This window comes from Paenibacillus oceani (genome assembly GCF_014705615.1).
Lineage (GTDB): Bacteria > Bacillota > Bacilli > Paenibacillales > NBRC-103111 > Paenibacillus_AB > Paenibacillus_AB oceani.
Genome location: NZ_JACXJA010000003.1, coordinates 222,703 through 247,716 on the forward strand (window position 1 = coordinate 222,703; position 25,014 = coordinate 247,716).

Genomic DNA, 25,014 nt, shown 5'->3' on the forward strand with positions numbered 1-25,014 from the left:
AAAATCACAACATGACTTTGGGACCCCTCATTTTGATGCCGGTGCAACACAGATAGAATCGTGTGCCTTAAACTAGCATGGGATAGCCGAACGCAGAACCGTAGAACCGCAAAACCGGCTTATAGTGTAAGGCACGACGACGCTGCACTGCCAGTACCGGACGCTTATTTCCCGAGACCCGCCGCCTTGATTTGCGCCGCATACGCTTCGAACAGCTTGCTGCCGCTGTATTTGTTCATCAGCTCTTCGCGGTAGGCCGGCCAGTTTTTGCCCGACTTGTCTTCGAACACGGCTTTGGCCTGCAGCTCGCGCTGGCGTTTGCGGAACGCGGCCAGGTCGAACCCGGACGGAGGCGTCAGGCTGGTGCCGATATACGGAGCGGAAGGGATCGCGGCGAGCGACTTGGCGATTTGCCGGTCGCGGTCGGTCTCTCTCGGATCGACTACGGTCAGACCGAATAAATTCGGCGTGTTCGGGGTGAAGAAGTCCCAGATCGTCAGCCAGTCGCCTTTTTTCACGATCTCTTCCTGAATCACTTCCGGTTTGAGCGTAATCGTTTTGCCGTTTTTCGTATAATGCTTGTTCTCTACGCCGTAATGGGTCAGCAGGAACCCTTCCTCGCCGGCCAGCCAATCAAGAATTTCGGTGATCCGTTTTACTTTGTCCGGACTTTTCTCGACCACATTTTTGTGGAACAGGAACGGCGATCCCGGAGCGATGCCCGATTGCAGCGGCTTGTCGCCGAACGGCGTGAACGGCACCCAGTTGGCGTTCGGGAATATCGCCTTCGATTTGCTTTGCAGGCTTTGCGGGTTGGAGTCGTAAGCGAAATCTTTGGTCGTCCCCAACACGACGCCGATTTTGCCTTGAGCGGCCTTATCGACATGCTGAGTCGTTTTGTTCAGGAACCAGTCCGGATCGACCAGTCCTTCCCCGATTACTTTCGAGATGTCCGTCAGGACGCCTTCCACGCGAGGATCGGTTTGCGTATCTTTGAACTCGCCGTTTTCCAGGAAGCTGGCGAAGATAAGCCCGTTTTTCCGGTATTCCGGCCAGTCCAGCCCGATTCCGTCGCCTCCGGCGGACAAGGAGAAGCCGTACGTATCTTTTTTGCCGTTGCCGTCCGGATCGTTGTTCGTAAAGGCGCGCAGTACGTTTACGTATTCGTCGTACGTCTTCGGAACTTGCAGGTTCAGTTTGTCCAGCCAGTCTTTGCGGATATACCAGGCACGGTAGATCTCCTTGTTGTACGGAATGGGCGCGCGGACGAACTGGTTGTGTACCTGATAACGCTGAAGCGTCGTTTCATCGACCCAATATTTGAAATAGTTTGGCATCGCCTGAGGAGTAACGAATTTGCTAATATCGCCGAGCAAACCGTCCAGTGCGTACTTCTGGCCTCCGTCACCGTTGGAGTCGCGCCACATATCGGGCGGATCGTTGGAGGTGAGGTAAGCGTTGATTTTACTGTTGTAATCCGCCCCCGGAGTCATATACTCCACTTGAAGCTTAACGTTGAACTTCTGCTCGATCGTCTTCTTAACGAAATCTTCCTGCTCGGAAGGAAGCTGCGCATTGTTCGTCCCGTCGATAAAGATACGAATCGGCATAGCGGGCGTTTGGCCTTCGGCATTCGGTCCGGCACCCGGCTTGTTCGTTTCTTCCTTGGAACCGCAAGCCGCCAGGAGGCTGCCTGCCAGCACAATCGCCGTACCTGCTTTCCATAATCGTTTCATGCCTCGTTCATCCCCTTTTCTTGGTCTCGAGTTGGTCCGCTACTTGCACCCTGATCGTACCCGGCGCCGGACCGCTTTGGAAATAGACGGTTTTTGCGGCATGAATCATTTTTGATGCGCTTCCGGTAAGGCTTGACGGGGGAGCGTGTATAGGAAATAATAACGGTATCTATCCGATTTGTAAATTGGTAAGCGGTTTCAAATATAGTACATTTTACGTTCGAAAGGGGCTGGATCGGGATGCGTAAAAACTGGTTTTACCGTTTGCTGTTTTCGTATATGCCCGTTTTTATCGCCGTGTGCGTCACGCTGCTGCTGATCACATTCGTCAGCGTCCGGCAGCTGTCCGACAAGTCCGCGATCAAATCGAACGAGGCTGTAGTGCGAAATGCGGTACAACTGATCGAACAGTCGCTGCGAGCGATCGAAAACGCCATGTACGACACTGTATCGACGGATGCGAGAGTGGCCGCTTTTTATAACGGCAGCGATCCGTCTTATGCAGGCGCCTACCCGGCCGCCTTGGCTCTTGGCAATTTGAAGTCCCGGATGCCGCTGGTGCATTCGTTATATTTGTACCGGCCCGAGGATCATACAGTATTAATGCCGACCAGTATTAGCAGGCTGGAGAGCTTTCCCGATCAGGCTTACCTCGAACGGGTCTATAACTCGGACCGCAGGTACACCTGGGGCGATCTGCGTCCGTTGGACGAGACGACGCTTGCAGGAAAGCGGGCGGACGTCGTTTCGCTGTCCAAAATATCCGATCTGCGGACGACCGGTCTTCTTGTCGCGAATATCGACGTATCGTCCTTGCAGACGCTGCTGTCCGATTCGACGGATACGTCTACGGGGTATTTGGAAATTACCGGCGCGGACGGCGCGGTGATCGCGCATACAAGCGGTGCGGAAGCGCGCGCGGGCCAGCAGGAGCGCAAGAAGCTCGTTACCGCAGAGATGCCCTACACCGGCTGGAAAATCGAGGGCGGCTTGCTGCAGCCGGGCATTTTCGGCTGGGTATCGCAAGTGTTGTACGTATCGGTATCGCTCGGGGTGATCTGTGTGGCGTCCGGTCTCGTCTGGATGATCTTCGTCACGAGGCGGCATTACCGGCCCGTCGAAACGCTGGTGAGGCAGATCAGCGTGTTTTCGGCCAAAAGATCGGCTATTTTGTCGCCAGTACCCGGCAAGCGCGACGAGTTCCAGACAATCGGCCTGGCGCTGGACAGTTTATGGGATCAGTCCAACCGGCTGAGCCGCGAAAACGAGGAGAATCGGCGCTTCAGGAAAACGTTTCTGTTCCGCCGTCTGGCGGAAGGGCGGACTGCTGCGGCGTCCCGGGAAGCGCTGCGCGAAGCGGAGCAGCTCGGCTTGTGGGCGGATGCGGGGATGGCGTCGGCCGTTGTCGTCGAGATCGACCGCTTTTTCGTGAACGTATGCCGCAATTATACCGATCCGGACAGGCAACTGTTGAAGTATGCCCTGCAATCGGCTGCCGAAGAGACGGTGAGAGGAGCCGGCTTCCCGGTATGGACCGACTGGCTTGGGGAACACCGGCTGGGCATCATGATCGGGCATAGGGGCGACTCGGCGGCGGGCAGTCAGGCAGAGGTGCCGCTCGAGAGGCTGCGCAGCTGGGCGGAGGCAAGTCTGCCTTTCACAGTAACGATTGGCGTAGGAGCGGCCGCGCTGCGGATCGAGGAGATCTCGCGTTCTTTCCAGACGGCCAGCGAGGCGCTTGCGTATAAAGTACCGCTCGGCTTGAACCGGGTGATCCGGTTTCGCGATCTTCCCGAAGGCGGGCGACCGGAAATCGTGGCGGAGCTCCAGAGAATTAAGGAAATCAGCCGCGCGTTCCGGATGGGAGAGCCCGGATGGCGGGAGGAATGGTCGCTGCTGCTGGCTTCGATGCAAGGCAGCTCGCTTGGCGGCGAGCAGATCCGGCATTTGTTGTTCGTGCTGCTGTACCATGTGCAGAGGGAAATGATTGAGCTGCCGGCCGAGCTCCAGTCGGCGTGGCTGGCTGAAAGCGGGAAGCTTGAAGACGCGCTGAAGGAAGGGGAGACGCTCGGGGAAATCGATGCGGCGCTTACTGCCGTCTTCGACGCGGTCGGCGAGCGGCTGCTGCAGTGGCGCGAGTCCAGAAACAACCGAAACGTGCTGCAGGAGGTCAAAACGTACATCGACGCCAACTATGCCGATCCCGGCTTATCCCAGGCGATGCTGGGAGACGAATTCCGGCTTCATCCGACGTCGATCAGCAGGCTGTTCAAGGAAGAGTTCGGCGTCAAGTTTGTCGACTACGTCAACTCGGTCCGGATCGAGCAGGCGATGCGGCTGATGGAGCAGACGGAGCTGCCTGTGCAGGACATTGCCGAGAAGGTTGGGTTTGTACACAGCCAGACGTTTATTAAAATATTCAAGAAATGTACGGGATACACCCCTGGCGCTTACCGCAAGGAAAAGACCGGAGCCGGGTAGCGGCTGCTCGTTTACATGCGGCGGATGTTGCAGCAGAGGGACTAACGTAGCCGGTAATATTTGTGAAGCGGGGGAGCCTGGGATCAGCGGATCAGGGGCAGGCTAACGCAGAGCGGGGAGCAGGCTCCTTCCAGTTGAAGCGGCCGGGGCTTGTTCCTTGTTGTTTGGCGGAGCATTACCGGAAAGTCTCCGTCTCCGGAACGATGCGGACCCTGGACTGTTTTTGGTACACTAGGGGGCGGTAGCAGGAGGAGGCGAGGAACGCAAGATGAATACGATCGGCCAATTTGCGGTACCCCTGGTAGTTATTGCTTTCATCATGTACAGAAGAACGAAGCGGAGTATCGGGTTCCAGAAGCTGTCCGTCCGCCGGATGAAAGTCCGGCTCGGCTTTTTTGCTTTTGCGGCGCTGATGCTTCTGCTGCTGGCGATGAAACACCCCGTCATGCTGATCGGGTACGCGGCCGGCGTAATCGGCGGACTGGTCCTCGCCCGTTATGCGGAGCGGCATTTTGTGACGGAGCGGCGCAGCGGCGAGCTGTTTTTCCGCACGCATATTTGGATCGAGTCGACGGTGCTGGCGTTGTTTCTGGGCCGGATCGTTTACCGTTTTATCGAAGTGGCGCTGATGGGGGATTTCGGTGCGGGCATGCCGCAGGACCCTGTCATGATGACGAAAGATCCGATTACAGGCGGCATTGTTTTTATCATCATATCGTACTACTTTGCTTATTATTTGTTCGTGATCCGCAGCGCCAAAACGATAAACAGTGAAGCTGCGGATTCACCGGACGCGGCCGATCTGTCGCCGCCCGGCAGTTCCGGACCAAGCACGTGACCAAACCGCTTCCGCCCAGGTACGCCGCAGATGATGAGGAATGTCCTGAGCATCGCTTCAGCTTTTGGCAAAGACGTTTCCAGATTCCACGCCAGCCGTGGGCCGGAAGCGTTTTTTGTCGTTTAGGCAACGTGGGGCCGGAGCAGAAAGCGGCGAGCCGCTATTTGGCGAACGTCACCGGATCATTTTGGGGCTGCATATCCAAGCAAAAAGCCGCCTGAATGCATACGGTGTATTCAAGTCAGTTTATTCCTCGCAAGACGGATCATCATTATGAAAATCGAGGTGGCGATCAGTGGCGATTGAGCTGCAAAATAAAATTGTAAACGGCTCGTTCGAATCCGGCTTTGCCCCATGGAGCGGAGGCAGTGTCGTTTTAAGTCCTTTGTCGAAGGAGGGAAGCCAAAGCGCCCTTCTGCTGGGAGGCGTAGCTCCGGCTTTTATCCAGCAATCGGTGCCGGCCATCCCGGGTGACGGGATGCAGTTGTCGGTATCGCTGGCTAAAACCCAGCCGGGTTCCAGCCCGGCGGTATCGATCTCCGTCTCGTATCTGGATGCGGGATTGAATTTTCTCGGTACCGGGCTGCTGCTGTCCGTACCTGCCGGGTTCTTTACCGATTTTCAGACGATTTCGTGGCAAGTTTTCGAAGGAGTAACGGCAGCGGCTCCGCTGGCTACCGCCTTCGCGCAGGTTACGATCAGCCGTTCTCCGCTCGCAGGGTCGAGCGGCATCCTGATTGACGAAGTCATCCTGCTGGCTGCGGCGGGCACGAGCGGAGCGACCGGGCCGTCCGGACCGGCGGGACCGACCGGGGAATCCGGCGCTGCAGGCGTAACCGGGCCTACCGGAGCTACCGGCACGACCGGAGCGACGGGGCCGTCCGGCGGACCGGCCGGACCTACGGGAGTCACCGGAGCGACAGGACCTTCCGGCGGGCCGCCGGGACCGACAGGCGCGACCGGAGAGACGGGAGCGACCGGGGAAACAGGAGCAACGGGAGCCACCGGCGCGGGAGCTGCCGGAGCGACAGGCGAGACAGGTGCGACCGGAGAGACGGGAGCCACCGGTGCAACAGGAGCGACGGGCGGAGGCGCGACCGGTCCGACGGGCACGACCGGGGCGGCTGGTTCAACGGGCTCCACCGGAGCGACGGGGCCCACTGGGCTTGCCGGGGCTGTCGGCGCAACCGGCGTTACGGGCGCAACCGGCGCGCAGGGAAGCACCGGAGCGACAGGAGCCACGGGAGCGACCGGAGGAACCGGCCCCACTGGCGCGACGGGGATTACGGGAGCTACCGGGGCGACCGGTGCTACGGGATTAACGGGACCGAATGTGGCCGTAGACGGCTATTCCGTTTTCCTGTCCACCTTATCCACGTCCGCCAGCACGCAGTTGATCGGGTGGACGGCTACCGCTCCTTACTTCAATACGACAACGTTCAACCAGACGAACGGTAATTTCACCGTACCGGCTACAGGCAGATATTCGATTAAAGCGATGATCAACTATTCCACGACAGCGGCCATCACGGTTACATTGGGGGCTGGGGTGAATCCGGCATTTATCGTCCGCAGAACATCCCCCATTGCAACGGACTTGATAAGCGGATTGTTCCCGATTCTGAACGTCAACCTGGCGCTCGTCTTAACGTTGCGGGCCGTTCTGGGAAGCGGGGCCGTTACGCTGGCCGGCGACGTATCGCTGAATGCCGGCGATGTGATCGGATTATTTTATGAGGCGAACGGCCTGACGCTTGCACTGAACTTGGGAGGCGCTACGGGCGGCATCGTATGGTCCGTTCATCGAATTTTATAAGATTCGGCTGCGATCAGCCGGGCCCTTTGTTTGAGAACGAGAATTACAGCAAATCGCTCGTCGAGAGGAACGTTTTCGGTTTTCTGCGCTGCTCCTATCGGGGGGCGGGGGAGGAACCGGATAAGAGCGGTTTGTACCCGTTATTTTGTCGGAAAACCGGTTTGAACACGGAATAAGAGCGGTTTGGCCCCGCTATTATCCGCCAAAAGGGTGCGGACCTCACCAGGTGGCTGAAATAAGGGGGCAAACCGCCTCTATTCGTCTCCGTCATCCCCATAGGCCGAAAATAGGAGGTGTCAAAGACTCTTATTTTGTGCTAGCCCCGGACGCATACGCATGACGTGATCCGCGAATTCGATCAGCAACTGACCACAAGAAGAAGTTTAAGGACTTCTACCAAGTCGTGACGTGTACCACGAAGTCGTACGTGTACCACCAAGCCGGACAGGTAACCATAGAATCTTAGTATCGAGCGGCGAAGCCAGACTCCCATCCCCCCCCCCCGCGCACCTACGTGCGCGTTTGCACGTCAAAAGGACCGTCCGGATCGTTGACCGGACGGTTTTTGGTGAATTCGGGCATCATCCGATGACTCCCGCCGCAGGAACAAGAGATTACGAAACTTCCAGGATGACGATCCGGACCCGGGTCACGGACTGTCCGGTGACATTGTTCACCTGGAGCACGCTTGGGGCGACGCCGCTTGTAGTGATGAGAGAGACGCCGACCGCGACTTCCGGGTTCGGGTTGGAGGCGAAGCTGTTGAGCGCATCGCTTCCGGCTACCGGTAAGCCGTTCAACAGCAGCAGAGCCTGGAGACCGCCGCCGATCGACGGCACTCCTTCGAACGAGTAGACGATATGGTACGTATGATTTTGCGCCAGCGAGATATCGGTAGATCCGGCCGTATGCGCAATATCGGCGCCGTTCAGCGAGTAGTTCACGTTTAATGGAACCGGGGAATTCAGCGTCACGAACGTTCCTACGAAGCCGATGTCAGCGTTATTGGACGTGACCAGCGGCCCGGTCGTACCGGTCGCTCCGGTCGTGCCTGTAATGCCGATGGCGCCGGTTGCCCCGGTAAGCCCCGTAGGCCCCGTCGTACCGGTGGGACCGGTGGCGCCCGCAGGTCCCGGAGGTCCGCCGGAAGGTCCGGTGGCGCCGGTTAAGCCGGTGGCTCCAGTGGGCCCAAACATGGCAGGTGCGCTGAGGACTGAGTCCAGCTTGGACTGAAGCAGCAGTTCTTTTTTCATGGCCGCCTGCAGCGTATTGATGACGCTCTGATTGACGGCAAGCAGCTCGTCGATCGTGGCGGGCTGGCTTACCCCAGGGATCGTCCCGAGCACGTACTGGAGCTTCTCTCCCTCTGCGTTGAGAATATGGCTTAAGCCGAGCTCTTCCAAAGCGATCGACGACAACAGCAAATTAATAGCCTGATCTCTAGTGATCGTAATGGTTGGAGTAATATTGGGGATATTCGCCTGTGACATAACGAAGACAACTCCTTTCCAAGTTCGGCGCAATATAGCGTATGGAAACCCGTATAAGCGCATATGGTGTATAAAAGCTTTTCCACCAAAGGGGGTGGCAATCGTGCCAGGGGAAAAAGAGCAGGAGGTCCGCGCAAAAGCCGAACGATTGCGGTCGACCGTCTATGATTCCCTGCGTCATGATCTGGGCCGGCTCGTTCAGAGACCGGCCCGGGAATACCGCGATACGGCAGAAAACTGTGCTCCGGCTCCGCTTCCGGCGGCGGAGAGGCAGCGTCCGGCCCCAGACAGGACGGACGATTCCGACGATTCGGAATGGCTGAGCGGGATTCGAGTGAAGCCGGATACGATGCGAGTGCTGGATGAATTCGTTCAGATGAATGCCGCCGCCACTACCGCCGAAGCGGCCGCCATGCTGATTCAGCTCGGTCTGAAGACGGCGGGAGATTTGCTGGCGTCATATTCCCGGCACCGTGACGAACTGACGCGAATCCGCAGTCAGCTTGCGGAGCTGCTTCGGGGAAGTGATGTTTCGTCCGGGGCGGATTATAACGAATAGGACTGCAAAGTGATCTGCTCCGGCCGGACAAGCCGATCATGGGCGTAACAGGCGACAAGTTGTTTTCCGCCCCATCTGGAATTTGGAAGGATAGTGCAATCGATAGCTTCGGCATATATCAAATGAAACGAGTCCCGGCGGATGGCGAAATCGGATTTGTCGAACCGGTAATGATGCTCCGGCTCGCCGGAATCGTCCTGAAACGGCACCATAATGATCAAATAATCGTTCGTCTTGGATAACATATGCGCAATAATCGGATGCGGATCGTAAAAATGCTCCAGCGTATTCGACACGAATACCACGTCGTACCGCTCGGTGAATCCCCCGATATCGCCTCTGAGAAACTCGTGCTGCGGATACAACTGCTTCGCGCGCTTGACGGCGGCTTCGGCGAAATCGATGCCGACGAAAGAGCAGCCGGGCCACGCCTCGGCAAGGAGATGGGTTCCGTCGCCGAGCGCACTGCCTGCGTCGCATACGTTCAGCTTGCGGGCGGCGATATCCGTCTGGATCGAGAGCGGAATGGACCCCAGGGCGACGCGGACAAAAAAAAGCGTCTGCTCCCGGCCCCGATACGCTTCCCAGTTCTGCGCGAAACGCAGATCCCAATATGCTTCGCTGTTCATCCCTCCGTTCGCTTTGCTTGAAGCGAGAGGCTCCAGATGCTCCAGCACGGCATGAATGCGCGCCGTCCAGGAATGTTCCGCGGCATAGCTCTGCCGGGCCGCCTTGTCTGCATCGCTGCCGCCGGCCATGATCCGGTCGATCTCCGCGCTCCAGTCCGCCGGATTGTCCGAAGTAAACGCATGGGGGCAGCGGACCGCTTCGAGAATAGGCGAGGCGAGTACAGGAATACCGGCGGCCAAGTATTCATACATTTTGATAGGCGAGCTGCTGTGGGTCATTTTGCGGACTTGAAACGGGATCATCGCCGCATCGAAACCTCCAGCGTAGGCCGGGAGCGACTCGTACGGTTTTCGCCCGAGAAAGTAAACGTTCGGGCAGCCGGCGAGGCGAGAGGCCGCCTTCGTATAGTCCGGTCCGATCAGCACGAAGGAGCAGTCCGGCCGCAGTCCGGCTAGTGTGGTAATAAAGTCCGTGTCGATCCAGGTGGAGATCGATCCGTAGAACCCGATAACGGGTCGTGGAATCGCCGCCAGATCGTCCGGAACGCCCAACGTCCCGGCAGGGCGGAAAAAATCGTAATCGGCCGCATTAGGCAGTAGAACGACCGTTTTGCCCGGATATTGTCCGGTGACCAGATCGTACAGTCTCTGGCTGACGACCGTAACCAGGTCAGCCGCTTGAATCGCCGCATTCAGATCTTCGTTGTGCCAGACTGCAAATTCTTCGACGGCTTCGTCGATATAATCGAATACGACCAAGTCCGCCTGCCACTGTTCTTTCAGCCTGAAATGGGGAGGATGAGTCACCCACAGCACCGTGGGACCGTCCATCCGTAACGGAACGCTGTTCACGCCGCACAGCTCTACGCCGCCCCTGTTATCGGTTCCGTCATTTCTCCCGTACTCGACAAATACGGCGCGGTGACCCAGCTTGGCGAAAGCGTTCAACAGCTGCTGAGGCCTCTGGTACACTGCGCTCCCTTCCCATTCGATCGTAGGGGGATAAATAATATTCAATGGACGACACACCTTCTTTAATATTCGTAATCGCTACTTTCATAAGTATGTTTTTCCGCCCGGGCTTAGAACGGAAGCGCTGCGGGCCGGAAGCGGACAACGGGGGCATAAGAAGTCCGGCTCCGCATACAATGAACTAGTACCAGGTCGGACCTTGCGAGGGAAGAGTTGATCCGAAGGTTTGGCGATCGGCCGATCCGGCGCAACGTCGGAATGAAAGACGGCCTTGTACAGCTGTATCAAAAGGGGGATGCAAAATGTCGCAAGCGAATATACCCAATATAACGCCGATCATATCCGTAACGACCGGTCAAGCGTACACGCTCCTGCTGACGTCCATCGCGATGGAGGAACTTTCTTTGGCACATATCATCAATTCGGAAGCGGAAAAAATCCAGTATGTGCTGGGCACGCTCCCGGCCGGACAGCCGCCTGCGGCGGCGACCATATCCGATCTGCTTCATATCAATCAAAGCGTCGTTCATACGCTCGAAGCGGTCGTCCGCAAAGAAATGCTGCTGCAGATGAAGCTCCAGCACGTCATCTCCGCGATGAATCCCTCTGATGATCTGTGAATAAGGCGTCCCCCGACCCGGGGGTGAGCGAAAACTTTCACGGATCGGGTACTATTTCCCATTCCTTTTTCATAGAGTAGGTTACGAAGCCGGCGAGTCGCACAAGTGGACGAGGACTATACGGAAGTGGAATGGGAGAGATGATCCGTGAGCATGCCAAACATACCCGATATTCAGCCAGGCATTCATATTAAGCGTCATGATGCCATCAACCTGCTCATCTCGTCGATCGCGTTGGAAGAAATCAGTTTATCCCACCTGATCAATGTGGAGAGCGAGAAAATACACCGCGTTCTGAAAGTGGACGAACATACGATTGACGATCTGATCGAAATTAACGACAGCGTCGAACGGATGATGCGTAATATTATCAAAAATCAGATGTTGCTCCAGTTCAAGCTGGAGGATGTGATCAAACTGGAAAAAATGTCGGCTCACGAGCCTTTCTGTGAAGAGTAAGGAGCGGCGTTAGCATGGTAACCGGGCCCTCTCATCCAAGCTGGTCTCTGCTGCAGGGTGCAGCGCTCGAAGAAGAGCTGTCGCTGTCCAGACTGTTAAGGAACACGATCCGGCTGACGGCAGAGCGCTTGCATCCGCCTGGCGGGCAAGGACATCCGACGATTTATGGCAACTATTTCGCAGCGCTGCATACGCTGATTAAGCTGATCGAGTGCTTCCGGAAGTCGCACTGGCTGCTATGCGACCGCCTGGCCTTGATCGCGGAGCTTGCGGAGCCGGATATGGCCGATGGCGACGAGCTGCGTGCGAACGCGTCCGAATCGATCGAGCTGTTCCGCCAAGGAATGGCCGACTTCGTTCGGATTGTCCGGCTGTATGCGGCCCGGGCGATGCGCGAAGACGGGAACGACCGGTCGGGGGCCGCTGTGGAATCGGCGACAGCTCCATTGATTGGCGCTCTTGTTTGCCTGCTGGATATGGAGGAGAGGAAAAGAGCGGAATTGCGGCGTTATTGCGCGCGTGAAGAACGGCTGAAGCCCGGGCTGCCTGATGAGCTGGCGAGCGAGCTGTCGTCCGTCACCGCCGCGATCGAGCTGCTGCTTCGCCTTCATCCGCAATGGCGGGCGGCCTGCTCTTATCGGCTGCGCCAGCTGCGGCTGTACGTGATGGATAACGGCGGCGAGGAGGATCGGCCTGCTCCCTCGGCAGGCAGCCGCGTCAAGCCGTCCCTTTTTATACCGTCCCCTAAAAAGAAAAGGCGATAAGGCCCGGATCGGAGGAGGAGTTGTCGGATGTCCGGCAAACTGTCGTTATGCATGATCGTGCGGAACGAAGAGCGCCATATCGGGCGCTGCCTGCAAAGCGTCAAAGAAGCGGTGGACGAGATCATCGTCGTCGATACCGGTTCTACGGACCGTACCCCCGATATTTGCCGTTCGTTCGGAGCCGCCGTGATCGAATACGGCTGGAACGACGACTTCGCGGCCGCCCGCAACGCCGGCATCGAACAGGCGACCGGCGACTGGATCTTATGGCTGGACAGCGACGAGGAGGTCGCGGAGGAAGACCGGGCCGCGCTGCGGGAGGCGCTCGTCCCCTCCGACAACATTTTGTACGCGGTATGCACGATTCACTATTACGAGGACGAACCGAAGCCGGAGCTGGCCTACCGGCTTGCGCAGCAACGGCTGTTCCGAAACGGCTGCGGTTTGCGCTTCCAAGGGACGATTCACGAAACGCTGAACGTGCTGGAGCTGTTCCCGCCGGAAGAAGCGGAGGCCCGTACCGGGATGCTGCCGGTAAAGGTGTACCACTATGGCTATATGAGAAGCGTCGCCGCCGAGCTGGGCAAAGGCGAACGGAACCGGCGGCTGCTCGAGCTTCAGCGGGAGCGGGACGACGCGAATCCGTGGACTTATTATCATCTGGCCAGCGAATATTACCGCGAAGGCTTGTATGAGAATGCGTTTCAGCATGTCAATATGGCGATCGTCCGGTTTATCACGAAGCAGCTGGCTCCGCCATCCTTGTTATACAAATTGAAATACGCCATTTTGCTTGCTACCGGCAGCGGAGAAGGCGGCTGGCCGAGCATCGAGAAAGCGATCGAGCTGTACCCGGATTACGTCGATCTGCATTACTTTAAAGGGCTGATTTTATACGGAAAAGCGATGTACGCCGAAGCGCTCGATACGTTCGGCCGTTGTCTGGAGATGGGAGAAGGGAACATTCGGCATCTGACGATGGCTGGAGCCGGAAGCTTCCTTGCTTTATACTACGCGGCTTTATGTCTGGAGAAGCTGGGCACACCCGGCGAGGCGGAATCCCGGCTGCGCCAAGCGCTCGGCCTCTACCCGCAGTTCGAATCCGCCAAGGAGGCGCTGGACCGGCTGGAGCGCGGCACAACCGGTTTCGCCAGCACAAGCCACGAGGAAGGGGATCGAATGAGCAGACGAATACTTGCGGCTAGCCCCGTCCATCAAAAGTCCGCTATTTTGAAGCTGTTTCTGGAAAGTCTGGCCGGACTGGACCGGGACGGGCTGGAAATGGACTATTTGTTTTTCGACGATAACGAGGAAGAAGCGTCGCGCCGGCTGCTCGAGGAGTTTGCGGAGCGGCAGGACGGCGTGACGATCGTCAAGGAGCAGCAGGTGCACGCGTATATCAAGGACGAGTCGACCCATTACTGGAACGATACGCTCGTCGATAAGGTGGCGTCGATGAAGGACCGGATCATCGAGCACGCGCTGGAGCGCGGTTATGACGCTTTGTTTCTGATCGATTCCGATCTGCTCGTCCATCCCGATACGCTGCTGCGTCTGGACGGGACGGGAAAAAGCATCGTCTCGAACATCTTCTGGACCCGCTGGCAGCCGAATACGAGCGAGCTGCCCCAAGTGTGGATGATGGACGAATATTCCTTTGTCCGCCAATCGCGCCGGAAGGCGCTGACCGACGAGGAGGCGAACCGGAAGGCGGCACAGTTTCTCGAGCTGATGCGTACTCCGGGCGTTTACGAGGTCGGAGGGCTGGGCGCCTGTACGCTCATCCGCAAAGAGGCGCTGGAGAAAGGCGTCCGGTTCCACCGGCTGCCCAATGTCTCGTTTTGGGGAGAGGACCGGCATTTCTGCATTCGTGCCGTGGCGCTGGGCATCGAACTGTATGTCGATACCCGCAAGCCCGCTTATCATATATATCGGGACTCCGACATCGAGGGGGCGATCCGCTTCAAACGGTCGATCGAAAAAGGCGATACTCCCGGGATCGGGATCAGTTTGTGCATGATCGTCAAAAATGAAGAACGTTCGCTGGAACGATGCCTCCAGTCGGTTCAAGGGATTGCCGACGAGATTGTAGTCGTTGATACCGGCTCGACGGACAGGACGAAAGAAATCGCCCTGCAGTTCCAGGCCAAAGTCTATGACTTCGCTTGGATCGATGATTTCTCGGCTGCGCGCAACTATGCGTTCGGCCAGGCGACCGAGCCTTATATTCTGTGGCTGGATGCCGACGACGTGCTGGAACAGCCGGACCAGGAGAAATTCATCGCGCTCAAGCGGGAACTGGACCCGAAAGTGGACAGTGTCATGATGGATTATCATCTGATGTTCGACAGCACCGGTAAACCTACGGTCAGCCTGAAGCGGAACCGGCTGGTCAAGCGGTCGTGCGGCTTTCGCTGGATCGGAGTCGTGCACGAGTATTTGGAAGTGGCGGGTCATGTGATCCACAGCGACATCGCGGTGACGCACCGGAAAGACAAGACGTATACCGACCGCAACTTGCGCATCTACCGCAGGAAGGCGGAGCAGGGCGAGACGTTCAGTCCGCGGGATCAATATTATTACGCCAATGAGCTTAAGGATCACAGCTATGTGGAGGAAGCGGTCGTCCAGTACGATATCTTCCTGAAGACGAAACAGGGATGGGTCGAGGATCAAATCGCTGCCTGTCTCAAGCTGGCGGACTGCTACGGCCGGATGTACGAACGGGATCATCAGCTGCAGGCGTTGTTCCGCTCGATGGAATACGACCGGCCGCGTGCGGAATGCTGCTGCCGACTGGGCGCGTTGTTTATGGCGGAGAATCGGCTCCAGCAAGCGATATATTGGTATGAAACGGCGGCTTCGCTCGGAGAGCCTCCGCGCTCCGGGGCTTTGATCGATCATGCCGCCTGGACCTGGCTGCCGCTGCTGCAGCTGTGCGTGCTGTACGACAAGCTGGGCCAAACGGATAAAGCGTACGCGTGCAACGAGAGGGCGCTTCGTTTCCGCCCCGACCATCCGAGCATGCTGTACAACAAAAAGTATTTTCAGGAGAAGCTGGCCAAGCAAGAGGAGGGACGCCCGTGAAGAGCGAAGGCGGGAAAATAACGCTGTCCATGATCGTCCGCAACGAAGCCGACCGCTACTTGCGCCGCGCCCTTGAGAGCCATCTGGACTATATCGACGAAGCGGTTATTATCGATGACGGAAGTACGGACGATACGGTGGACGTGTGCCGGGAGGTGCTGTCGGGAATCCCGCTTCATCTGGTGAGCAACGAGCGGTCTTCGTTCCATCATGAAGTGACGCTGCGCAAGCAGCAGTGGGCTGAGACGGCCGGCCGCAATCCGGACTGGATCTTGAATATGGATGCCGACGAATGGTTCGAGCCGGGCAGCAAGGCGGCGATCGAGCAGATTGTCGCCCAGCGGAGCTATGATGCGGTTTATTTCCGCTTGTACGATATGTGGAGCGAGACGCATTACCGGGAAGACGCATACTGGCGGGCTCATCTTGTGTACCGACCGTTTCTCGTGCGCTACAAGGCGGATCTTCCCTGCACGTGGAAAGAGACTCCCCAGCACTGCGGCCGCTTTCCCTTGACGATCAGCCAATTTTCGTACTGGTGCCATCCGCTGAGAGTGAAGCATATGGGTTGGGCCCGGGAGCAAGACCGGCGCGCCAAATACGAACGGTATATGCGGCTTGACAGTGAAGGGCGTTACGGCTGGAAGGAACAATACGAGTCGATACTCGATCCGGCGCCGAATACGATAGCTTGGGAGGGGTAGGACGTGCTCGTCCGCGATATTGAGAAAGCGTTGCTGCATTCCGAGCAGCAAGGGTATGGCTTCGGCCCTATGAGTCTCAGCAAAGGGGCGCTCGTTCATTTGACCCGGAGGATGGAAAACGGAGAGGGCGGAGAGCCGCTGCACGTACTGGAGCTGGGCGGGGGACAGTCGACGTTGTTTTGGCGGTCGCTGCTGGCGCTTGAACTGCTGGCTGTGAAGGTCACGACGCTTGAGCATCAGCCTACATGGGCCGGGGAGCTGCAGACGCGGGTGGAGGGCCAGCCGATCCGGGTGGTCAGACAACCATTGAAGCAGATCGGCGACGAAGACTGGGAGCGGCTGTTTGCCGATCCGGATCAGGCGGCCGGATTGTGGGAGCGTATCGGCGGCGAGGTGCCGGAGTCCCAGTACGGGCATTATACGATTCGCAATACATTTTACGGGGACGTTGCCTCCATGATGCCGGCGCCGCAGTCGATTGATGCGATGATCGTAGACGGGCCGCACGGCAACGGAAGATCGCTTGCCTACCCGCTGTTCGCTCCCGCGCTGAAGACGGGCGCGTTGGTCCTTATCGACGATTTTGACCATTACCCGTTTCTGGCCGACCTGGGACGAATATTCCGCTACGAGGAGCTGTACCGGGAAATTATCGGCGACAAGCATTGGGTGCTTGCCCGGGTCGCAGAAAGAAAGCCGACTCCCGGCGTATAAGCCGGTCTTGTCCGCTGCGCGAAGGGCTCAGGCGACGGTTGGTACCGGATCGAGCATGGCCCTTCGGCGTTTATTCCCGGGTATGCGGTTCGTTAATTTCCCGGACCGGCCAGAGAACCGTTGAACTTGTAGCCCCCTCCGCGGACGGTTACGATGTAAGTAGGATGAGCCGGGTCCGGCTCTATTTTTTTGCGGACATTGCTTATATGTACCATGACGGTGCGGGGATCTCCGATCGAGGGAGACTCCCATACCTGAGTGAACAGCTGATCCAGACTGTAGACGCGGTCCGGATTTTTGGCGAGCAGCAGCAGCAGCTGGTACTCCTTGGCCGAGAGCGTCACGACTTCGCCCGAGAGACGCACCGTAAAGCTTTTCGGATCGATCGTCAGCTCCCCGAACGTCAGCGTATGCTCCGGCGTTACCGGTTCGGACTGCATCCGGCTTCTCCGCAAGTGCGCTTTCACCCGCGCCACCATCTCACCCGGACTAAAAGGCTTTGTAATATAATCGTCCCCCCCGACGCCGAGGCCTAAAATCTTGTCCAAATCTTCGCTTTTACAGCTTAAAAACAATATCGGTGCTTTCGTCATTTTACGGAGCTCCAGACATACCTCGAATCCGTCGAGATCCGGCAGCTGGATGTCGAGAATAATCAGGTCGGGCTTGGATTTGTCGACCATCTCGATAGCCCCGTAGCCGTCAAGCGCAGTTAAGGTTTGGTACCCTTCACGGGCCAAATAAAGGCAGATCAGTTCGATTATCTCGACTTCATCGTCCACAATCAGTATTTTTTCTCGTCGCATGGATTCCTCCCTGAGCCTGGCGTAGGACGACTTACCGTCATGTCATATACAGGCATAGGAAGCTTCCGTCAGGAAGCCTCCGCTTCCTAATGAATAGGACAATAGTCTTATTATACCTCTTTTCTGGTATAAATCCAGATGATACGGGTATCCGCTGCGGTTAACTGGAACTTGCTGCCGATCCTCACACGGTCCAGCGGATCAGCAATCCGGCGTAAGTGAGTCCTCCGCCAAAGCCGAACAACAGCATCGTATCGCCCCGGTTCAACCGGCCCGCTGCTGCCGCGTCGGATAGGGCGAGCGGGATGGAGGCGGCCGACGTATTGCCGTAACGGATCATGCTGACGAGTGTCCGGTCTGCGGGAAAGCCGCTTTTCTCGCAGATCGACTCGATCATCCGCATGTTGGCGCTATGAGGGATAAACCAGTCGACGTCGTTCATGGACAATCCGGCTTGGTTCAGCAAAGCGTTCATTCCTTGCGGAACGGTCTGAACCGCCCATTTGTAGACCAGGCCCCCGTTTTGGACGAGCTTCTTCGAATCGCGCAGAGGCTGGCCGTTTAGTGTATCGCTTAAACCGGTCCGGTAAATATGAACGCCGCCGCTTCCGTCGGAGCCGACGTGAGACGTTATAAAGCCGGAGGTGTGCCCGGTCCGTTCGACGAGAGCCGCTCCGGCTCCGTCGCCGAATAAGATGCAGCTGGTCCGGTCCGTGTAATCGGTAATGCGGGACATCGTGTCGGCGCCGAGAACCAGTACTTTGCGATGAAGTCCGGCTGCGATCAGTCCGTTTGCGAGATGAAGAGCATACGTAAACCCGGCGCAGGTGGCGTTCAGATCGACCGCTCCCGTCGCCTGAATGCCGAACCGCTCTTGGATTTGACAAGCGACCGACGGAAACGGGAAGTCCGGCGTATGCGTGGCGACTAGAATGAGATCGGCGTCTTGAACAGTCACGGGATAACGGGACAGCATGTTTTCTACGGCGGCAAAGCATAGGTGGCTTGTGAATTGATCCGGGGCGCAGATGCGCCTTTCCCGTATGCCGGTTCTGGAAACGATCCATTCGTCGTTCGTCTCGACGATTCGGGCGAGATCGTCATTGGTCATTATATGGTCCGGCACGTAGCCGCCGATTGCCGTGATCGCCGCATGTGCAGGGAGCGCCGATTGACTGGCCGAATAGCTCATGGTATCCGCCTTCTTTTCATTTGGAATGTGATCAAGTATTAGAACCTGGTACTAAATCTAAATTAAATGTATCAAATCGTTTTGGAATCGTCAACCGGTATCGGTCCTTATTTAAGTAAATCGTTCAGGACGAAAAAACCGGCAATCCCCGAATGACTGAAATCAAAGCGAATAGCACTCCTGCCGTTTTGGCATATTAGGGGTAATGAGCCGAAATGGAGGAATGCAACGTGAACAAGGCGATTCATCGCCGCTATAAACAAACGTTCGTCGTTTTCGTAACGCTGGTCGTGTGCTTATTCGGGACCGCTTCAAACGCCGGCGCTTTCGGCAAAGGCGCCAAAGGACCGGATGTATATGCCGTTCAGGGGATGCTGAAATCGCTCGGTTATTTTACAGGGATGATTACCGGGTACTACGGTTCCGAGACGGAAGCGGGGGTCAAACGATTTCAGCAACGGTACGGACTTCCGGTTACCGGAGCGGTTGACGACAAGACACTGGAATCGATCCTCTACGCCTATGCCAATGCGAAGATTATTAAGCGCCCCCCGTCGCCGAAACAGCCGTCACCGTCACCGTCGCCTTCTCCGAAGCCGCCTGAAAGCGGGGTCCGTGCGGAAGAGGGACAGATGATCGAGCACGTCAATACCGCACGCAAGGCGGCCGGGCTGCAGCCGCTTGCGGCCGATTCGAAGCTGTCTGAAGTAGCGCGGCTCAAGAGCAAGGATATGATCGACCACGACTACTTTTCGCACCAGTCGCCGACCTACGGTTCTCCGTTCGAGATGATGCAGAAGTTCCATATTACATACTCGACGGCCGGCGAGAATATCGCCTGCAATCAGTCGGTGGAGGCGGCCCACGAGGCGTTGATGAATTCCCCGGGACACCGGGAAAATTTGATGAACGCCAGCTTTACCCGGATCGGCATCGGCATCGTGGACGGAGGACCTTGCGGGAAAATGTTTACGCAACTGTTTATCGGGAAGTAAAGCTGGAGCGGAGATTCCGCTCCTTTTCCGCTTCCGGCTGCTGCGTACCCGGCCTGCGCGGCGCTGCCAGCCTTTCACTAGGGAAATCGGGCATGCGGAATCAATCAACGGAGCATCCTAATGTTGTTCGGCCATACCCTACAACTGACAACAAGGAGCTGAAACGATTGGCGACCAAAACGATCAAGCTTGCAGTTCTCGCTTCCATTGTAGCTGTTGCGGCGACCGGCTGCGGTGCCCGGCATGAAGGTTCCGGCACGAATGACGGCATGAAAACAAGCAATTATCGTCCTTTTCAGTACGGCACGGGGAATACGAAGGATATGAGACTTGGCTTCGACCGCTATCAGACGGCCGATCCGAATCTGATCCGGGATAACGACAGCATGCGCGACGGCCTAAACCGCGACAACGGCATTACGGGATACGATCAGGATGGCGTCAACAACTGGAGAGACTACAAGGATCAGCGCGGAATGGCGGGGGGAGCTTACCCGGGCGTCGGCGCTCCGGCAGACGGTCTGCATCGCAACACGAAGATGGAAGCCGCTCAGGATATCGCCAATCAGCTTACGGCGATCGAGCCGGTCCGAAACTGCAACGTTTTGCTGACGGACAACAATGCTTACGTGGCGGTTTCCACCAAAAACGGCGAGGATCTGGAAGGATCTCAGGAAGTGAAAAACCGGATCGCCGAACAAGTCAAAGCGATGCGTCCGAACGTTCAGAACGTTCACGTCTCCGCAAACCCGGATTTTGTAAGCCGGATCAACGGTTACATGCAGGACATGCAGGCGGGCAAGCCGGTATCGGGGATGATGGAGGAATTCAATACGATGGTACAGCGTATGTTCCCGACGAATGTTCCTGCACCGGCACCTGCCGCAGCGCCTTAACACAAGAAGCTGAAGCTAGCCCCCGAAGCGACGGGGGCTGCTTGATATACCCGGCAATACTTGACATACATACACGATTGCCCTATATGGCTTTGCAGAGGAAACCGCGCCCATTTTAATGGCCCGCCGCACCAACGAGATGCCTTGCTCATATTATACCTTTGACTGTATCCCTACACCTTGTAACTATATACAAAACCCAAGCAAGGAGGGGTGGCGATATTGAAGGGTAACGACCACAAAAACAAATTTCTACTGACCAACCGCGAACGCGAAGTCTTTGAGCTTTTGGTCCAAGACAAAACGACGAAAGACATCGCTGGGCAACTGTTCATCAGTGAAAAGACCGTCAGAAACCATATTTCTAACGTGATGCAGAAATTAAACGTAAAAGGTCGGTCGCAGGCGGTTGTCGAGTTGATTAAGCTTGGGGAATTAAAAATTTGATGCATGCCGGATTTTTCGGCAAAAGACCGACCTTCCTTCCACTTGCCGCGTATGGGTGCGGGTGGAGGGAAGTTTTTTTATTTGGTTGCTTGCATGACAAAACTGCCAGATCGGAAACAAGAAGGCCCGATTCCATGACGAACTGGGGCGCTCGGCTGAGCTCACTCCCAGGAAATTTTTACTCCATGCTTCTCATAAAAACCGGTTATCGCCGCATGGTCCATCCGCTCGTCAGGGAGGTCCTCCGGATAATAAATGCCGGGCGCAAGCGGCCGCTCCTTGGGGAGACGCAATAGCTTCTCCGCCTGTACGGCAGCGCCCAACGCGGTCAGATGGGTTTGGCCAAGCGGATCAGTGATGGAGACATTCCGCTCCGCCCGGTTCCCCTCCGCATCCAAGCCTTTCAGAACAATCCGGATATGATGGGCGCTGCCGGTACCCGGATTGTAGAGGATGCCTCGTCTGAGCCCGCGGAATCGCTCTCCGCTAATCATCTTCCATATTCCGCTCTTGATCAGCATGACGATGGACTGGGTAGCCGCTTTGCTGTCGAAAGCGATCCGGAAGCTGGCCGAGGCGATCGCCTCCGTCCGGATCAGAGTCTCGTGGTCGGGGGTATCGAGCCGGTAGCAGCGGGTCGCGTATCCGTTTGGAAATTGCACGCGGACGGGATCGGACATCGGATAGACGAGGCGTCTCCCTGCCGGTTCCATCACGGGAAAAGGAATCGTCATTCGATCCATATATGCTGTAGAATCGGGACCGGCCTTGTCTTTCAGCGAGTATAACGCGTAGAGGTCGGCCTCAACCTGATGAAGCGGCTGCGCATAGAGCTTCGCGAACAAGGCCGCGGTCCCGGCCATCCATCCCGAAGCCATTACGACAGGTGCGCGAAGCTCCATCGAGTTCAGCTTATCGACCGATTGGCGGAACAAAGAGGTCCAGCGGGTAATGTCGATGAGCGGGATGCTTCTCCGGACGGCAGACAGAAGCAACCGGTCCTGCAAGTCGTTGACGGCGTTGACGATCAGCGCCGGCTTGTTGTCGATACACATCAGCGGGTCTTCGGAATTGTTGTCCACGACGGCGGTATGAATCTTGCCGTTGCCGAACGGCGCCGCTTTTCCGGGTGTTCTGCCGCCCAATACAATCGTCAGATCGGGATAGCGGGCGTGCAGAATTTCGCCGATTTGCCTGCCGACGACACCATGTCCGCCTACGATAAGAACGCTTTGTTTGTCCATGTCCATTAACCTCCAATAGTAAGTTTAAGTGTTTAATTATTTCGACATAATAGGGTTGAAAATAGGAATGTCGCTGTACCAGCTTAACCCGGGTAAGGGCGCTAGCACCGGCATTCCTCTTCCACAAAAACGACGAGCTGCTTCATCAGCGAGATCGCATCGTCGAACGCCAGCCTGTAGTACATCTCCGTTCCTTTTTTCTGGACGGCGAGCAGGCCGGTTTGACGCAAAATTTTCAGATGATGGGAGACGGTCGGCCGCGACATCGGAATATGCTCGGCGATCTGGGTCACATTCATCTGCTCCTTGTCGATTAACAGGGCTACGATCTGCTGGCGGACCGGATCTCCCAAGCCGATAAAATAAGGGCCTAACTGCTCGAAGATGTGAATCGCCTTCTGATTGCCGGCAACTTCGCTCATCGTTTCAACTCCGTTACTATGTTTAAATGTTTAAACGAATTATATGCGATCCGGTTCCAAAATTCAAGCTGCAATTGTTCGGAACTTCTTATGGCGGCGTTTCACATCCGAGAACCCTCCATTGGCGGCGGTTATCCTGGTGTCGGCCGGCTGGTAGTCGTTTTGCTTCCGCTCCTTCCCGGGGCGGAGGCTTTTTAGCTTTATGGCGCGCTCCCCGCGTGATACACTGGTGTCAACCCAAGAACTATAGCGATCCGTATCGGTTCGATTACGCAAGGAGGGCAGCACGGTGAGCGCCGTTTTATTCAAGCCGTTAGACGTATTCTACAGCGAAGCCGGGGGGAACATGGCGTTTCACTCGCATGCGCATTTCGAGCTTTATTATTTTCATGGGGGCAAGACCACCTATTTGATCGGGGATAAAATATTCGTGCTGTCGCCGGGCGATCTGATTCTGATGCACGGCATGACGCTGCATTGCCCGAAAGTCGATCTAAGCGTCCCCTACCGGAGGACGATCGTTCATTTCGATCCGGTGTTTATGAAATCGTTTGCGGACGTAGCGTTTTCCGTTAATGTGTTGCAGCCGTTCTACGAGCTGAGAAACCATCGCATCCATCTGTCGGGGGACGTGCGGGAGGAAGTGGAGACGAAGCTGAGGCGGATGGTGGCGCTGGGAGCCGAAGGGGGGAAGACGTCGAAAGACCGGCAACTGCTCGTATTTGCCGATCTGCTGCTCCAGGTGTACGAGCTGTGCGAGCAATCGGCCGATTCGCCGAACGCGTTCCCGTCGGATAAAGAGCGTCATGTGCAAAGCATCGTCGGGTATTTGGAGGAGCATTACCAGGAAGATTTGCATCTGGAAGATTTGGAGGAGCACCTTCATTTGAATAAATATTATTTGTCAAAGTTGTTCAAGGAAGTGACGGGAGCGACGATCTTCGATTATTTGTACCACCGCAGAATCAACCAGGCGAAAATTCATTTTCTGCTCAGTCGCGAAATGTCCGTTACCGACGTGTGCTACAAGGTCGGCTTCAAGCATCCGTCCCACTTTACCCGCATCTTCAAAAGCCGGGTAGGCTGTACGCCCGATCAATACCGCAGGGAGACGAGAGGCGGTATCACACCAATGACAGTTAAATGACCCGAGCCGATTCGGCAACGAGAAAGAAGTGCCGGAATCTCCGGATATGATAGCATGGAGGAAACGAATGCCGCGCTTCCGATCAGCAGGAGCTGTCAATCCGGAGCTGCACGGCCGAAGGAGTGTCTAACTTGAAATTTGCGGTATTTACGGTCATGATGCCGGAGTATACGGTAGAGAATACGGTGTCCGCCTTGAGCCGGCACGGCTACGACGGTGTCGAATGGCGGGTGGCGCCGATCGATCCGGGCAAGCTTCAGGAGAAGCCTTCGTTCTGGGGCAACAATCACAGCACGATTCATGTGGATTCGTCCGAGCAAGAGCTGCTTGCCGTCAAACGTCTCATGGAAGATGCGGGGCTGGCTTGCGTCAATCTCGGCTGTTATTTGAAGGTGGGGGATCTGGCCGCCGTCGAGCGGGACATGCGTACCGCCAAGCTGCTTGGCGCGCCTTCGATCCGGGTGGCCGTACCGGGCTATAACCGGACGAGAACGTACGGCGACTTGTTCAAGGAAGGCCGGGCCTATCTGGAGGGCGTTCAGGAGCTGGCCGGTCAGTACGGCGTTCAAGGCTTGATTGAGATGCATATGAACTTTATCGCTCCGAGCGCAGGGCTGGCCAGAAGGCTTGTGGAAGGACTCGATCCGGCGAGAATCGGCGTCATCTATGATCCCGGGAATATGGTATACGAAGGGTACGAGCAGTACCGGATGGGGCTGGAGCTGCTGGACGAATATTTGGCCCATGTTCATATCAAAAACGCATGGCCGGAGCGAAACCCGGACCGCAAAACCGAAAACGATCCGTTGTGGAGAACGGTGTCCGCCCCGATTCATGAAGGCTGCGCCAATTGGCGCCAGGTGATCGGCGATCTGAAAAGCGTCGGATACGACGGCTGGGTCAGCTTCGAAGATTTCAGCCAATCGGCTCCGTCCGAGCAATTACTGGCCGACAATATCGCTTATATCAAATCGTTGCTGTGAGGAGCGAATAGAG

Annotated in this window: 22 protein-coding genes; 15 read left to right on the forward strand and 7 right to left on the reverse strand. The window is 56.7% G+C overall.

Annotation, left to right across the window (positions count from 1 at the left end):
* Nucleotides 1–164: 164 nt before the first annotated feature.
* Nucleotides 165–1,736, reverse strand: coding sequence for an extracellular solute-binding protein (locus tag IDH45_RS02800; RefSeq protein WP_190924452.1), 1,572 nt, complete (start codon nucleotides 1,734–1,736; stop codon nucleotides 165–167).
* 240 nt (nucleotides 1,737–1,976) lie between these two features.
* Between IDH45_RS02800 and IDH45_RS02805 the strand changes: the two genes are divergently transcribed.
* The 3 genes from IDH45_RS02805 (at nucleotide 1,977) to IDH45_RS02815 (ending at nucleotide 6,871) form a co-directional block, all read left to right on the forward strand.
* Nucleotides 1,977–4,217 (forward strand): helix-turn-helix domain-containing protein, encoded by a 2,241-nt coding sequence (locus tag IDH45_RS02805; protein ID WP_190924454.1) that lies wholly within the window; start codon nucleotides 1,977–1,979, stop codon nucleotides 4,215–4,217.
* 268 nt (nucleotides 4,218–4,485) lie between these two features.
* On the forward strand, nucleotides 4,486–5,055 hold the full coding sequence (locus tag IDH45_RS02810; protein WP_190924456.1) for a hypothetical protein: 570 nt from the start codon (nucleotides 4,486–4,488) through the stop codon (nucleotides 5,053–5,055).
* 295 nt (nucleotides 5,056–5,350) lie between these two features.
* Nucleotides 5,351–6,871 (forward strand): NTTRR-F1 domain, encoded by a 1,521-nt coding sequence (locus IDH45_RS02815; protein WP_317891129.1) that lies wholly within the window; start codon nucleotides 5,351–5,353, stop codon nucleotides 6,869–6,871.
* A gap of 614 nt (nucleotides 6,872–7,485) precedes the next feature.
* On the opposite strand, the gene IDH45_RS02820 is transcribed toward IDH45_RS02815, so the two are convergent.
* Nucleotides 7,486–8,361 carry a collagen-like protein gene (locus IDH45_RS02820; protein ID WP_190924458.1) on the reverse strand — a complete coding sequence of 292 codons (876 nt, stop codon included), beginning with the start codon at nucleotides 8,359–8,361 and terminating at the stop codon, nucleotides 7,486–7,488.
* Between the two features lie 103 nt (nucleotides 8,362–8,464).
* On the opposite strand from IDH45_RS02820, the gene IDH45_RS02825 reads away from it, so the two are divergent.
* Nucleotides 8,465–8,920, forward strand: a complete 456-nt coding sequence (locus IDH45_RS02825) for a hypothetical protein (RefSeq protein WP_190924460.1) — start codon at nucleotides 8,465–8,467, stop codon at nucleotides 8,918–8,920.
* Here IDH45_RS02825 and IDH45_RS02830 read toward each other — a convergent pair.
* On the reverse strand, nucleotides 8,908–10,566 hold the full coding sequence (locus tag IDH45_RS02830; protein ID WP_190924462.1) for a methyltransferase domain-containing protein: 1,659 nt from the start codon (nucleotides 10,564–10,566) through the stop codon (nucleotides 8,908–8,910). The genes IDH45_RS02825 and IDH45_RS02830 overlap by 13 nt on opposite strands.
* A 257-nt stretch (nucleotides 10,567–10,823) precedes the next feature.
* Between IDH45_RS02830 and IDH45_RS02835 the strand changes: the two genes are divergently transcribed.
* The 6 genes from IDH45_RS02835 (at nucleotide 10,824) to IDH45_RS02865 (ending at nucleotide 16,869) form a co-directional block, all read left to right on the forward strand.
* Nucleotides 10,824–11,141, forward strand: a complete 318-nt coding sequence (locus IDH45_RS02835) for a hypothetical protein (protein ID WP_190924464.1) — start codon at nucleotides 10,824–10,826, stop codon at nucleotides 11,139–11,141.
* A 153-nt stretch (nucleotides 11,142–11,294) separates the two neighbouring features.
* On the forward strand, nucleotides 11,295–11,600 hold the full coding sequence (locus IDH45_RS02840) for a hypothetical protein (protein ID WP_223836348.1): 306 nt from the start codon (nucleotides 11,295–11,297) through the stop codon (nucleotides 11,598–11,600).
* 14 nt (nucleotides 11,601–11,614) lie between these two features.
* Nucleotides 11,615–12,364, forward strand: coding sequence for a hypothetical protein (locus IDH45_RS02845; RefSeq protein ID WP_190924468.1), 750 nt, complete (start codon nucleotides 11,615–11,617; stop codon nucleotides 12,362–12,364).
* Between the two features lie 27 nt (nucleotides 12,365–12,391).
* Entirely contained in the window at nucleotides 12,392–15,451 is a 3,060-nt protein-coding gene (locus IDH45_RS33810) for a glycosyltransferase (protein ID WP_223836325.1), read from the forward strand.
* The gene (locus IDH45_RS02860) at nucleotides 15,448–16,155 is read left to right on the forward strand and encodes a glycosyltransferase (RefSeq protein WP_317891130.1); all 708 of its coding nucleotides are present in this window, start codon (nucleotides 15,448–15,450) and stop codon (nucleotides 16,153–16,155) included. Before IDH45_RS33810 ends, IDH45_RS02860 begins: the two co-directional genes overlap by 4 nt.
* Nucleotides 16,156–16,158: 3 nt before the next feature.
* On the forward strand, nucleotides 16,159–16,869 hold the full coding sequence (locus IDH45_RS02865; RefSeq protein ID WP_190924470.1) for a class I SAM-dependent methyltransferase: 711 nt from the start codon (nucleotides 16,159–16,161) through the stop codon (nucleotides 16,867–16,869).
* Between the two features lie 92 nt (nucleotides 16,870–16,961).
* Here IDH45_RS02865 and IDH45_RS02870 read toward each other — a convergent pair whose 3' ends face one another.
* Nucleotides 16,962–17,675, reverse strand: a complete 714-nt coding sequence (locus tag IDH45_RS02870; RefSeq protein ID WP_190924472.1) for a response regulator transcription factor — start codon at nucleotides 17,673–17,675, stop codon at nucleotides 16,962–16,964.
* Nucleotides 17,676–17,859: 184 nt separating this feature from the next.
* On the reverse strand, nucleotides 17,860–18,867 hold the full coding sequence (locus IDH45_RS02875; protein WP_190924474.1) for a ketoacyl-ACP synthase III: 1,008 nt from the start codon (nucleotides 18,865–18,867) through the stop codon (nucleotides 17,860–17,862).
* Nucleotides 18,868–19,097: 230 nt separating this feature from the next.
* Here IDH45_RS02875 and IDH45_RS02880 point away from each other — a divergent pair, with 230 nt between their 5' ends.
* From IDH45_RS02880 to IDH45_RS02890, 3 genes are all read left to right on the forward strand, one after another.
* Nucleotides 19,098–19,862: a peptidoglycan-binding protein gene (locus IDH45_RS02880; protein WP_317891131.1), complete on the forward strand. Its 765-nt coding sequence runs from the start codon at nucleotides 19,098–19,100 to the stop codon at nucleotides 19,860–19,862.
* Nucleotides 19,863–20,029: 167 nt separating this feature from the next.
* Complete coding sequence (locus tag IDH45_RS02885) at nucleotides 20,030–20,758, forward strand: YhcN/YlaJ family sporulation lipoprotein (RefSeq protein ID WP_190924478.1); 729 nt, start codon at nucleotides 20,030–20,032, stop codon at nucleotides 20,756–20,758.
* A 222-nt stretch (nucleotides 20,759–20,980) separates the two neighbouring features.
* The gene (locus IDH45_RS02890; protein WP_138877617.1) at nucleotides 20,981–21,205 is read left to right on the forward strand and encodes a helix-turn-helix domain-containing protein; all 225 of its coding nucleotides are present in this window, start codon (nucleotides 20,981–20,983) and stop codon (nucleotides 21,203–21,205) included.
* 161 nt (nucleotides 21,206–21,366) lie between these two features.
* Here the strand turns inward: IDH45_RS02890 and IDH45_RS02895 are convergent, their stop codons facing one another.
* The gene (locus IDH45_RS02895; protein WP_190924480.1) at nucleotides 21,367–22,449 is read right to left on the reverse strand and encodes a saccharopine dehydrogenase family protein; all 1,083 of its coding nucleotides are present in this window, start codon (nucleotides 22,447–22,449) and stop codon (nucleotides 21,367–21,369) included.
* Between the two features lie 101 nt (nucleotides 22,450–22,550).
* Nucleotides 22,551–22,871, reverse strand: a complete 321-nt coding sequence (locus tag IDH45_RS02900) for an ArsR/SmtB family transcription factor (protein WP_190924482.1) — start codon at nucleotides 22,869–22,871, stop codon at nucleotides 22,551–22,553.
* 289 nt (nucleotides 22,872–23,160) lie between these two features.
* Between IDH45_RS02900 and IDH45_RS02905 the strand changes: the two genes are divergently transcribed.
* Both IDH45_RS02905 and IDH45_RS02910 read left to right on the forward strand, forming a co-directional pair.
* The gene (locus IDH45_RS02905; protein WP_317891132.1) at nucleotides 23,161–24,018 is read left to right on the forward strand and encodes a helix-turn-helix transcriptional regulator; all 858 of its coding nucleotides are present in this window, start codon (nucleotides 23,161–23,163) and stop codon (nucleotides 24,016–24,018) included.
* A gap of 131 nt (nucleotides 24,019–24,149) precedes the next feature.
* A complete protein-coding gene (locus tag IDH45_RS02910) occupies nucleotides 24,150–25,001 on the forward strand; it encodes a sugar phosphate isomerase/epimerase family protein (protein ID WP_190924484.1) in 852 nt (283 codons plus the stop codon).
* Nucleotides 25,002–25,014: the final 13 nt, after the last annotated feature.

Bases quoted from the DNA above. Each gene is read 5' to 3' on its own strand.
- IDH45_RS02800 (WP_190924452.1), bottom strand. From the start codon at position 1,736: ATGAAACGATTATGGAAAGCAGGTACGGCGATTGTGCTGGCAGGCAGC.
- IDH45_RS02805 (WP_190924454.1), top strand. From the start codon at position 1,977: ATGCGTAAAAACTGGTTTTACCGTTTGCTGTTTTCGTATATGCCCGTT.
- IDH45_RS02810 (WP_190924456.1), top strand. From the start codon at position 4,486: ATGAATACGATCGGCCAATTTGCGGTACCCCTGGTAGTTATTGCTTTC.
- IDH45_RS02820 (WP_190924458.1), bottom strand. From the start codon at position 8,361: ATGTCACAGGCGAATATCCCCAATATTACTCCAACCATTACGATCACT.
- IDH45_RS02835 (WP_190924464.1), top strand. From the start codon at position 10,824: ATGTCGCAAGCGAATATACCCAATATAACGCCGATCATATCCGTAACG.
- IDH45_RS02840 (WP_223836348.1), top strand. From the start codon at position 11,295: ATGCCAAACATACCCGATATTCAGCCAGGCATTCATATTAAGCGTCAT.
- IDH45_RS02845 (WP_190924468.1), top strand. From the start codon at position 11,615: ATGGTAACCGGGCCCTCTCATCCAAGCTGGTCTCTGCTGCAGGGTGCA.
- IDH45_RS33810 (WP_223836325.1), top strand. From the start codon at position 12,392: ATGTCCGGCAAACTGTCGTTATGCATGATCGTGCGGAACGAAGAGCGC.
- IDH45_RS02870 (WP_190924472.1), bottom strand. From the start codon at position 17,675: ATGCGACGAGAAAAAATACTGATTGTGGACGATGAAGTCGAGATAATC.
- IDH45_RS02875 (WP_190924474.1), bottom strand. From the start codon at position 18,867: ATGAGCTATTCGGCCAGTCAATCGGCGCTCCCTGCACATGCGGCGATC.
- IDH45_RS02895 (WP_190924480.1), bottom strand. From the start codon at position 22,449: ATGGACAAACAAAGCGTTCTTATCGTAGGCGGACATGGTGTCGTCGGC.
- IDH45_RS02900 (WP_190924482.1), bottom strand. From the start codon at position 22,871: ATGAGCGAAGTTGCCGGCAATCAGAAGGCGATTCACATCTTCGAGCAG.